The 10064-nt window shown below is 68.4% G+C and carries 10 protein-coding genes; 4 read left to right on the forward strand and 6 right to left on the reverse strand.

The window, feature by feature from the left end; all coding sequences use genetic code 11:
- Positions 1–324: 324 nt before the first annotated feature.
- Positions 325–750: a hypothetical protein gene (locus AC0680_RS37620; RefSeq protein WP_478637539.1), complete on the reverse strand. Its 426-nt coding sequence runs from the start codon at positions 748–750 to the stop codon at positions 325–327.
- A gap of 307 nt (positions 751–1057) precedes the next feature.
- On the opposite strand from AC0680_RS37620, the gene AC0680_RS37625 reads away from it, so the two are divergent.
- The 3 genes from AC0680_RS37625 to AC0680_RS37635 all read left to right on the forward strand — a co-directional run bounded on the left by AC0680_RS37625 (position 1058) and on the right by AC0680_RS37635 (position 5877).
- A complete protein-coding gene (locus tag AC0680_RS37625; protein WP_478637540.1) occupies positions 1058–3583 on the forward strand; it encodes a helicase associated domain-containing protein in 2526 nt (841 codons plus the stop codon).
- 222 nt (positions 3584–3805) lie between these two features.
- Positions 3806–4636 (forward strand): hypothetical protein, encoded by an 831-nt coding sequence (locus AC0680_RS37630; protein WP_478637541.1) that lies wholly within the window; start codon positions 3806–3808, stop codon positions 4634–4636.
- A 596-nt stretch (positions 4637–5232) separates the two neighbouring features.
- Entirely contained in the window at positions 5233–5877 is a 645-nt protein-coding gene (locus AC0680_RS37635) for a dihydrofolate reductase family protein (protein ID WP_478637542.1), read from the forward strand.
- A gap of 512 nt (positions 5878–6389) precedes the next feature.
- Here AC0680_RS37635 and AC0680_RS37640 read toward each other — a convergent pair.
- Positions 6390–7301, reverse strand: coding sequence for an ADP-ribosylglycohydrolase family protein (locus tag AC0680_RS37640; protein ID WP_478637543.1), 912 nt, complete (start codon positions 7299–7301; stop codon positions 6390–6392).
- 525 nt (positions 7302–7826) lie between these two features.
- On the opposite strand from AC0680_RS37640, the gene AC0680_RS37645 reads away from it, so the two are divergent.
- A complete protein-coding gene (locus tag AC0680_RS37645; RefSeq protein ID WP_478637544.1) occupies positions 7827–8243 on the forward strand; it encodes a hypothetical protein in 417 nt (138 codons plus the stop codon).
- On the opposite strand, the gene AC0680_RS37650 is transcribed toward AC0680_RS37645, so the two are convergent.
- From AC0680_RS37650 to AC0680_RS37665, 4 genes are all read right to left on the reverse strand, one after another.
- The gene (locus AC0680_RS37650) at positions 8240–8539 is read right to left on the reverse strand and encodes a DUF6262 family protein (protein ID WP_478637545.1); all 300 of its coding nucleotides are present in this window, start codon (positions 8537–8539) and stop codon (positions 8240–8242) included. The genes AC0680_RS37645 and AC0680_RS37650 overlap by 4 nt on opposite strands.
- Positions 8536–9126 carry a hypothetical protein gene (locus tag AC0680_RS37655; RefSeq protein WP_478637546.1) on the reverse strand — a complete coding sequence of 197 codons (591 nt, stop codon included), beginning with the start codon at positions 9124–9126 and terminating at the stop codon, positions 8536–8538. The genes AC0680_RS37650 and AC0680_RS37655 overlap by 4 nt, the downstream gene beginning before the upstream one ends.
- Positions 9080–9490 carry a hypothetical protein gene (locus AC0680_RS37660; protein WP_478637547.1) on the reverse strand — a complete coding sequence of 137 codons (411 nt, stop codon included), beginning with the start codon at positions 9488–9490 and terminating at the stop codon, positions 9080–9082. The genes AC0680_RS37655 and AC0680_RS37660 overlap by 47 nt, the downstream gene beginning before the upstream one ends.
- Before the next feature lie 215 nt (positions 9491–9705).
- Positions 9706–10064, reverse strand: a 359-nt coding sequence (locus AC0680_RS37665) for a nuclear transport factor 2 family protein (RefSeq protein WP_478637548.1), incomplete at its 5' end; no start/stop codon positions are given.

Here is a 10064-nt window from a genome sequence, read left to right on the forward strand (position 1 = left end):
GTCCCTTCGGGCTGCGCCCGAAGAAGCGAACCCCCGCGCTGCGCGCGGGGTTCCGCTCCCGCTCCGCGTGAGCGGAGGCGGTTCGCTTCGCTCACCGCTTGGCGGCAAGCGCTGCGCGCGCGCCGCCAACTGCAGTGCGCGCGCCTCGCGTTGCGAGGCGTGGCCAGCCTCCGGCCGGCCTGTGGCTTCCGCTGCGCTCCAGCCACTAGTGACGCTCCGCGTCACCAAGCGGGCTACGGTCTCGGGGGCTGCGTACATGGTTGACGGGCCGCCAGGAGTAAGAAGAGGAGAGGGGTTGACAGGTAGTCGGGAAGGGGTGGGGCGTCAGTTGAACTTCTGGCCATCGACCCGCTTGAAACGGCATCCGATGCTGTTGTCCGGGTCATCCCCGGGTATCTGAAGAAGGATCAGTTGGCCATCTCCCTGCAGCAGCATCAGCGGCTCGAAGGTGTTGCCTTTCTTCACCTCGAAAGTCTGCTTGCCCTGAAAGGTCTCCAGCCACCAGGTTCCCTTGCCGTTCTCCCTGCCGGTGATACGGGCCTTGCTCACGCTGTAGCCCGTCGCCCACCGCTTCCACCGCGCCGAACCGTCCTTCTCCAGCACAAGAGAGGAGTCGCACGATTCGCCGGCGTGCCAGCGGCCCACGAGGTCGGAGCGGCTGACGTCTTGCGCTTCCGGTTCCATGAAGCATCCGGTGAGGAGACCGGTGCCGAAGCAGAGTAGGACTGTGACGGTCAAGCGTTGGTTCATTTGTGCCCTCGTTTCGTGGTGGCGGGCAGGATATGCCGCGGTGAGGGTCGTATCGTCTTCAGGGCTCGGCAAGGGGAATATTCTTGGCGCTCTCTCTAGTATGCTTCATTTATAGGTGGAGATAAGTTATGGAGTCAGACGGTGCCGCCTCTGGGCACGAAGAAGCCGCTGCTGATCATGCTTGCTTCCCGTGCCGGAGGACGCGACCCGCTCAACCGCGGCGGCTTCTCTCCGGCTGGCGGTACAGGTTTCTCGCTTCCCACCAAGTTGAGACCACTCCGGTCGCCTAGACGAGGAGCAGACCAGGATGGCAGCGTCCGAACTCCGTCCCCACCAGCGAGAAGCCGTGGATGCAGTACTACGCGTCCTCGAATTGCCCGCACGATCGACCGTGCATGAGCGAGGCCTGCGGACGCAGGTGGTCATGGCGACCGGCTCCGGCAAGACCCTCGTTGCTGTGCGCAGCGCGGAGGAGCTCCGGGCGGGTCGTGTGCTGGTGCTCGTACCCTCGCTGGACCTGCTCGCTCAGACCGAGGCCGCGTGGCGCGAGGGCGGCCGTACGGGCCTGATGATCGGGGTCTCGTCCCTGCGGGGCGAGGACGTGGCTTTCCCCAACACCACGGACGTGGAGGAACTGGTCGACTGGGTGCGACCGTTCGACAAGGTGACCGTGTTCGCCACGTACGCCTCCCTCGGGCTCGGCAGGCTGGAGCGGGCCCACAAGGCCGGGCTCCCGGGCTGGGACCTGATCGTGGTCGATGAGGCCCACCGGACCTCGGGCCGGATCGGCAAGCCGTGGGCCGTCGTCCACGACAACACCCGCGTCCCGTCCCTGCGACGGCTGTACATGACCGCCACGCCCCGGCTGTGGCAGTTGGACGAGGACCAGGAGCAGGGCGGCGCGCCGGGCGAGCTGGTGGCGAGCATGGAGGACGACCCGGACGGGCCGTTCGGGGCTTGCTGCTACACCCTCACGCTGTCCGAGGCGATCGACCGGGGGATCTGCGCGCCGTACCAGGTGGTGTGCGTGGACATCACCGACACCCAGCTCCAGGCTGCTCAGCTCCTGGGCGCAGAGGGCCGCTCGGACCAGGTCCGCGGAGCCCGTCTCGCTGCGCTGCAGACCGCCCTCATCAAGGCTTCGGCCGAGGAGAACTTCCGGCGCACGCTCGTCTTCCACCATGTGGTGAGGGAAGCCGAGGCTTTCGCGTCCGGCCTTCCCGATGTCGCCGCGCAGTTGCACGCCGTCGACCTCGAGCTCTGCCCGCGCATTATCTGGGCGGACTGGCTGTGCGGCGAGCACAAGGCCAACCATCGGCGCCGCGTCCTAGACGAGTTCGCCGACGGCATCGCCACGGACGGCACGGTCGTGGAGAAGGGGTTCCTGGGCTCGGTGAAGGTCCTGGGCGAGGGCGTCGACACCAAGAACTGCGACTCCGTCTACTGGGCAGATGTGCGCGGCTCCATGCCCGATCTGGTCCAAGCAGTAGGCCGCGCATTGCGCATGCAGCCCGGTGAGGGGAAAGTCGCCGCACTCGTGGTCCCGGTTCTCCTGGGGCCCGGCGAGACGGCCGACAACATGCTCACCAGCAGGGCCTACGGCGGCTTGGCGAAACTGCTGGAAGCCCTCAGAGCACACGACGCCCGCGTGGTGGAGGCACTGGCCCAGCCGCAGGTACAAAGCCGCTCCACGGGCGTGCAGAGCCGCTCGGGAGGCAATGGCGGGGAAAGGGAGAGCCGCGAGCACGGACTCTCGGCGTCGGCCCGGGCACTGCTGAAATTCAGCACACCCCGCGACCCAGCTCAGCTAGCTGCGTTCATCAACCTGCGCGTGGTGAACCCCGACCATCAGCACTGGCGCCGCGGGGTGGAGGCCGCCGCCATCTACGTCCGCGAACACGGGGACCTGAAGGTGCCCTTCACCTACCGCGTGCCCACCAAGGACGATCAGGAGACGGAGGCCAAGGGGTGGCCGGCCTCGCTCGCCAACTTCCCCCTCGGGCAGTGGATCGCCGACAACAGGCGCTTCTACGCCCGCGGCGACATGGACGAGGACCGCATCGAGCAGCTGGACAAGCTCGGCATGGTCTGGAGCCACTTCGACGTCGCGTGGGAGGAGGGCCTGTCCGCCGCGCGCGGGTGGGCCGAGACGAACGGGCACCTCCTGGCCCCGCTGGACGCCACGCACCAGGGGTACCGGGTGGGCATCTGGTTGAAGAACGCGCGAGCCGCCGCCCGGAAAGCCGCCGAAATCGAGCAGCGGCGCGCCGAGGGGCTGCCGGTGGAGTCGTCGGCCGGCACGCTGTCGGCCGAACGGCGCGAACAGCTAGAGGACATCGATCCATCGTGGTGCCCAAGCTGGCCGGTGCAATGGCAGCGCGCCTTCCACCTCGTCCGACACCACCTGGAAACCGGAGGCACACTACCCACCGAACCCGGTGACGTCGTGCACCAAGGCGAAGATCTCGGGCGGTGGGTCCGCGCACAGCGGCTCGAGTGGGACAAGCTCACCACCGTGCAGCAATGGATGTGCGAACACATCCTCGACATCGAACCCGCAGACGAAGACGAAAAACCGAAACCACGCACCACCCAGGCCGACAAATGGGCGATGCACCTCACCGCCGCCCGGCAGTACTACCAGCGCGAAGGACACCTGAAGGTGCCACGCAAACACATCGAGACCATCACCATCAGCAAGGACGGCGGCGAGGACCAGGAGCAGCGGAAGCTCCGGCTCGGAGCCTGGATCGGAAACCAACGCACCCGAGCCGCTTCCCTGACACCAGAACGGGCAGAGCAGCTGTCCGCCATCAGCATGCGATGGACATGATGAGCATCGTCATCACCGCGTTGCGCACCAGCTGGTGCGTGATGCGTGCCTCGGCCATGGGGTCGCGGGTGCGGGGAAAGAGCCCCGGGCTCGTTAAAGGCCCGGGACCGGATGCCACCACGGACAGCCCCTAGGGGCGGCAGGGTGACTTCTGAGGTGGCCTGACCGACCGGCCGGGGTTGCGCGCTGACATGACATGGTCCGATCGGCCAGAGTCCTGGCATGGTGCAGAACCTTGTTGCCGCCTTGAGCCTGCTCATCGGCCTGGCGGGCCTGACGCTGAGTTACGCAGCTCACCGGCAAAAGGTCCAACAGGAGCGGCAGGAGTCCGCGCTCCGCGCGGAGGAACTGCAGAAGCTTCAGCGCGACCGGGAGCAGGAGCTACAGAAGGTCCAGCGCGAGCGGGAGCAGGAGATGCAGCTGCGCGAGCGGGACGTGAGCGCCAAGCGGCAGCGGGAACGGAAACAGGCATCCATGATCAGCGCGTATGTCGCGCTGCCCCCGTCCTCTCTGCACGAGGGCTGGGTCGTCCCGAAGGTCGTGATCGAGAACCGGTCCAGCCAGCCGGTGCTGGACGTGCACGTGTCCTTCCGCGGCAAGGTGATCGGAGAATCGACCCTTTTTGGTACCGGAGAGGACTCCTTCCTTCTGCCGCCCACGCAGATCCCGGAAGAGCGCTCCGAACAGCTGCGTCACATCACCGTCGAGTTCACCGACATCGCCGGGATCCGCTGGCGCCGCGAGGGCTACGGTGCCCTGCGACGCGCCCGGCAGGATACCGACGGCCCAGAGACCCGGGGCGCCTGGGAAGCCCCGGAGCCCCCCATCATCGAAGAGGCCTGGCGGCGGCCCACGGGCCCGCCCACGGGCCCGCTCGCCCCGGACTCACCGCCCCCGCCCCCGCCGTCGCCCGGGCCCTCCGCCGGAGGCGGGGGCGCAGGGGGCGGCGGCAGGGCGTCGAAGGTGCGACGTGTGGGGTTCCTCCGGCTGGCGGTCGTGCTGGTATCCCTGGCGCTCATCGCAGGAGGCGTCTGGTGGCTCCTCCGCCACTAGAGCCGCACCGCCCAGGACACGCCCGGCCCGGGGCTGCCCGGCGGTTACCCAGTTCCGCAGCACCTCCTGGCACCGCAGGAGGTGCTCCTCCTGGTAACGGACACCACTCCCCCGCGGCCCCACCCAACGCACCAACACCCGCCCGTCCCGATCTCCTTCAGTGGCGCGGTAGCCGGTCCGCACCGACTCACCGTCCTCACCCACGGCTGACGGGGGCATACCTTCGGCTTCCAGCAACAGGCTCACGGTACGCAACGGTGCGGGGGCGACGGCTTTGGAAGGGGCGCCGGTGGCGTAGAGCCGTTGGGTTGCTGGTCTCGGTCGTGGGGGGCGGTCCTCGCACTCGCTCGCCGTCGGCTCGACGTCTTATGGGCTCTCATCCGGGATCAATGGCACTGGACCCCTGAGCGGCTCCAGCCGGCTTGGCAAGGACGATTGGGAATCAGTCACAGTGCGTGTGACCGGGCACTGGGGCTGTCCAATGAGCGCTGGATTTGTCGTGTTGTGTGGAAGCTGGGTTGCGGCGCGGCGATGAGTCTGCGGGCACCCGCAGGTCTATCTCTTGACGGAGACAACCGACTCATTGGGAGTAAGCCATGGGCCTCATCCACATCGAGCTGTTCGCGACCCTCGACCTCGTCGGGCAGGCGCCCGGCGGTCCCGACGAGGACCCGGTGGGGTTCCCGTTCGGCGGCTGGCAGGCGCCCCTGCTGGACGAGGTCGCCGGGGCGCAGGTCGGTGCCGCGTACGAAGGCACGGACGCCCTCTTGCTCGGCCGGCGGACGTACGACATCTTCGCCGCCTACTGGCCTCACCAGGAGGGCGGCGAGGACAACGAGATCGCCACGCTCTTCAACAGCGTCCCGAAGTACGTGGCCTCTCGCGGCCGGCCCGACCTCCCGTGGGCCGGGTCCACGCAGCTCGGCCCGGATCTGGCCGGCGCGGTGCGTGAGATCCGTGACCGGCACGAGCATGTGAAGGTCGTCGGGAGCCTGAACCTCGTGCAGAGCCTCCTGCGCGAGAAGCTCTTCGACCGTCTCGACCTCTGGCTGCACCCGATCGTGCTCGGCGTCGGGAAGAAGGTGTTCGACGATGGCGCGGTGCCCACCAACGTCACGCTCCTCGCGCCCCCGGCAGCCAGCCCGAAGGGCACCGTGTACTTGCGGTACGGACTCGCCGACGGCACGCCCGCCACGGGAGACATGAGCGCACCCGATCGCGGTGCCGGAGGCGGCCGCTGAAGCCACGCCGCGCCTGGTGGTTCCGTATCGCTGCGGAGCGGTACCGGGCCCGCCCTGCCCCGGGGGCGAGCGACCGCAGCGCACGGCGTCTGCGTGGTCGGTGTAGCCGTCCGGAGTTTGGGATCGCTGTAGGCGGCGGAGAGGTCGTTGTATTCGCCTGCCCGGTGCCGGCACCCCGGCTTCCGGTGCGGTGAGGACCGCGTCGGCGCGGGGTAAGCGTGGCCAGTGCCGGCGCTGCGCGGACGTCGTCTGGGCGACCGGCTACGACCACGACACGTACCGCCGTCTGGTCCGCTACCCGGAGTGAGACCGGTGATCGCCTGCCGAGGCCTCAAGCACGGCTCCGGGCTCGGCGCCCAAGGCTGGGTCGTCGAGTGCGCATTCGCCCACCTGCACTGGTTCCGACGCCTACGGATTCGCTGGGAGATCCGCGACGACATCCGAAGCCTTCTTCACCCTCGGGTGCGCACTGACCTGCTGGGTACGCCTGAACTCATCCCGATGGGAATTCTTTACTCCGACGCGACTGGGGGCAGCGGTTCCCGGGCTGTGTGCCAGGCAGGGGGGAGAGTGGCGACTCCCGTGCGAGCGGCGATCACCCCGCCCGCGATAGCGCAGGTGGTGTCGATATCACCGCGCCCGGCGACCGTGAACCACAGGCCCTCGTGCAGGTCGTCGAGGTGCCCGGCCGCGCACCACAGAGCGTAGGGGACGGTGTCGGGCCCGGACATCCTGTAGCCGGAGCCCAGGACCTCCGCGGCGTGCCGAGCCGAGGTGCGCTCCGGCATCCGGGCCGCGACCCGCACTCCCGACCGGACGTCGCTGTCGGGGAGTCGTTCGGCGACTGCCTGGAGGAAGTCCGGCCGTGCCGGAGTGGGCCCGCCCCGGCTGCGCGTTGCCAGCGCCGCGGCGAGGGCGACTGCCACCGCCGCTGCAACCGCCTCCGGGTGGTGGTGCGAGACCGCGCCTTGGCGAGCGGCCTCCTCGGCGACCGCGTCGAGGTCGGCGGCGTGCCAGGCGCCGAGCGGGGCGGCGCGCATGGCTGCGCCATTGCCCCAGGAACCCTGGCCACCGAACTGTCCGGCGACCACCTCCCGCCAGGGCTCGCCCGCGCCGATCCGACGGAGCACGTCATGCATCGAGGCTCCGTAGCCGCGGTGCGTGTCGGCGGCGTAGGCGGCCGCGAAGCGCAGGGCGAGGCGGTCCTGGTCGACGGTGCCGCCGCCCTCAGCGAGTTCGCGGACGAGAACGAGCGCCTGGGCGGTGTCGTCACTCCACCGCCACAGCGGCTCCGGGGGTAGCGTTCGCGCCTCAAGGACTGCCAGACCGTCCCGGCGCAGGATGCCAAACCAACGGTCACCAAAGGCGTCACCGAAGGCAAGCCCGTTCAGTGAATCCAGCGCAGCGGTCGGCGCGTTGATCATCGGAGCAGTATCCAGCGCGACAAGCCTCCGGCACACCTGTTTTTGCAACGGTCGTCCGTCCCCTGCAGGAGTTGAGGCTGCGCTGGTGGCGGCGGATCGTGAGGCGAACAGAGGAGGCGGGCAGCCGGGGGTGGGTTACGGTCGGGGTTCCCACTAGGTGATCATCCGGCGGTGGCACGTCGAGCGCACCCACGCCTGGCGCGAGTTCGCATCCGATGCAATTGGTGGCGCTTGGAACATCCGTGTCAGATCGTGCGCTAAGCCTTCGCGTGCCTCCGGGGGCGTTGACCTGGGGTGATTGCGCGTCAGGGCCTTCGTGGGTCGTTGTTGTCGATCTTCGGAGTGTTGTTGTGTCGGTCGAGTTCCTCACGGATGACCAGGCGGTTATCTGGATCTCTTGCGCTCGGTAGGCGGGATGAACTGGTCTTTTATGTGTCTGACAGTGTCAGCCACCTCTCCGTAGAGTTGCTCAGCGCCACCGGAGCTGATCCAGCTGGCACTGCAGGAAAGGGAGGACCCGCCTACATGACCACCCCGCCGTCCGAGCGCACCCTCACCTACGCCGAAGACCTCAGGCACGAGGACGTCCGCGCCTTGGAGACGTTCCTCAACGTCCAGTTGGGGCGGGTGTACGAGGAAGTCGGGGAGACCGGTGAGACGTCCTTCGCGATGCGGTCTCTGCTCATCCTGGTCTGCGACTCGGCCGGGCTCTTGTACACGCTCCTCGCGGTGGAGCGGCCACAGACGTGGCAGCGGGCCGCGATCGTGCGGGAGTGGCAGCGGCTACGCAGTACGGCCCATGAGTTCAACCACTGCGAAGGCTACGACCATGACCGCTGGTGGAACCAGGTACGGCACTTCGACGCCTCCGACGAGACCGCCGAACAGAACCGGATCCGGCGGTTCGCCGATGTCGGGCCGTATCCTGAAACCGGACATTAACCGCGTGGCGCGGGGATGTCTCGGCGAAGGTCGCGGAGCTGTCCGAGGGCCACGGCGAGTTCGTTGCGGGGCCGCTCGTTCTCTCCGTTCAGTTTCCGGTTGGCCTCCCGCAGTGCTCGCACCACCGTCTCGTGTGACTTGGTGGTGATGCGCTGGTGGTCCGGCATGGCCGGTCGTCCCGTGGCGGGCTGCTTGGTCGCGAGTTCTCGTAGCTTGGCCAGCAGTGGGGCTTGGGCGTCGTCATAGAGGAAGGTTGGGGAGACCCCGGCCCGTGCGGCGACGCCGGCGACGGTCACCGCTCCGCCGTCGCGTTCCAGGGCCCCAGGACGGCTTGGACGCGCTCGATGCAGTGCAGGCGGCGCTGCTGTGCGGCCTCGGCAAGGTGGGACGAGTTGTCAGCCCGCATCTGCTTCCCCCTTCGTCTCGACTGGGCCGCCGGGGTCGTCTGGCGCCGGGGCGACTCCGTCGTTCTCCTGGTCGTAATGCGCGTGATGAGATGCTCGACTGCGGTGGCCAGCCGAGCGTTGACGTCGGCCGCGCGGGAACGGCCGGCGGCGGCAACATCGGCTTGCAGTTCGCGAGTGCGGTTGAGGGTGTCCTGGTGGATGGGCAGGAACTGCCGGTCGCTTTGAAAGTCGTCGCAGAAATAGCAACCATCGGCTGTGGTCTTGGGGCAGGGGCGAGAGATGTGCCGGCCGCACCAGCCGCCAGCAACGGCGTGGAGGCGGCGGCCGACCGTCTCGGCGAACCACTCGACGCCTGCCAGGTCGCTGTCGCGGTGGATTTTGACGGCCTCGCCCTTGAGGTTGAAGCGGACCTCGTACTTCTCCTCGTACTCACGGCGAAGGGTGTCGTCCGCGATGCGCGAGTAGTGCTCCTGCATCTGCCAGCGGACTGAGACCCTGACGGGTGCGGCGGCGCTGATGGGCGATGAAGACGGCAGCCAGCGGCACCGCGGCCATGAGCAGCGAGCAGCTCCACAGCGGCCAGTCCTCGTTCTGGCCCTGGACGAGCGCATACACGATGGCTACCAGGGTCGCCGTCGCAAGGAACGCACCGACCAGGTCGGGTCGCCCGTCCTTGGGACTGCGGAACTCGGGGATCAGACGCGGGGTCAGGATGAGGGTCACCACACCGACCGGCACATTGATCAGGAAGGTGGTCCGCCAGTTGAGTCCCGCCACATCGATCGAGATCAGAGCACCGCCGATGACCTGGCCGAAGACCCCGGCGAGGCCGACCACCAAGCCGTAGACGACAAAGGCACGGGCCGTGTGGCTCCGGTGTAGACGACCCCGAGGATGCCGAGCACCTGAGGCACCATCACTGCGGCGCTGCCCTGCGGCACCCGCAAGGCCAGTAGGGCATCGGCACTCTGCGCCACGGTGCACAGCGCGGGCGGAAGCGGACAGACCCCCTGACCCCAAGGATCTGTCCGGTGGCAGCCGTGCCGGGGCTCGGGTCAGGTACCGGCGGGCATCTTGTCGAGGAAGCCGCGGACGTCGCGGATGCGGCCGTCGCTGTCCAGGACCACGACGTCGAAGCCGATCGCCACCGGCTCGGCGCCCTCATGCCCAAGGCCCCAACGGAACCGCAGCTGGCCGTGGTGGGCGTCCGGCTCGCCGACGGGCGTGAACACGCAGCCGGGGAACTGCTGCTGCACTCCGTCGATCACGGCAGCGAGCTGGTCGTGGCCGGTGATCTCGGCCAGTGGGTCGGTGTAGGCCACCTCGGGCGACCAGTGCTCGGCTATGAGCTTCGCCCGGTGCTCGCCCTGCGAGTTCCACGTAGCCAGGTAGGCCTCGACAACACCATTTGCAT

The organism is Streptomyces sp. NPDC043738 (assembly GCF_056436545.1).

Excerpts from the sequence above, each read along its gene's own strand:
- AC0680_RS37620 (WP_478637539.1), bottom strand. The coding sequence starts at position 750 with ATGAACCAACGCTTGACCGTCACAGTCCTACTCTGCTTCGGCACCGGT.
- AC0680_RS37625 (WP_478637540.1), top strand. The coding sequence starts at position 1,058 with ATGGCAGCGTCCGAACTCCGTCCCCACCAGCGAGAAGCCGTGGATGCA.
- AC0680_RS37630 (WP_478637541.1), top strand. The coding sequence starts at position 3,806 with ATGGTGCAGAACCTTGTTGCCGCCTTGAGCCTGCTCATCGGCCTGGCG.
- AC0680_RS37635 (WP_478637542.1), top strand. The coding sequence starts at position 5,233 with ATGGGCCTCATCCACATCGAGCTGTTCGCGACCCTCGACCTCGTCGGG.
- AC0680_RS37640 (WP_478637543.1), bottom strand. The coding sequence starts at position 7,301 with ATGATCAACGCGCCGACCGCTGCGCTGGATTCACTGAACGGGCTTGCC.
- AC0680_RS37645 (WP_478637544.1), top strand. The coding sequence starts at position 7,827 with ATGACCACCCCGCCGTCCGAGCGCACCCTCACCTACGCCGAAGACCTC.
- AC0680_RS37655 (WP_478637546.1), bottom strand. The coding sequence starts at position 9,126 with ATGCAGGAGCACTACTCGCGCATCGCGGACGACACCCTTCGCCGTGAG.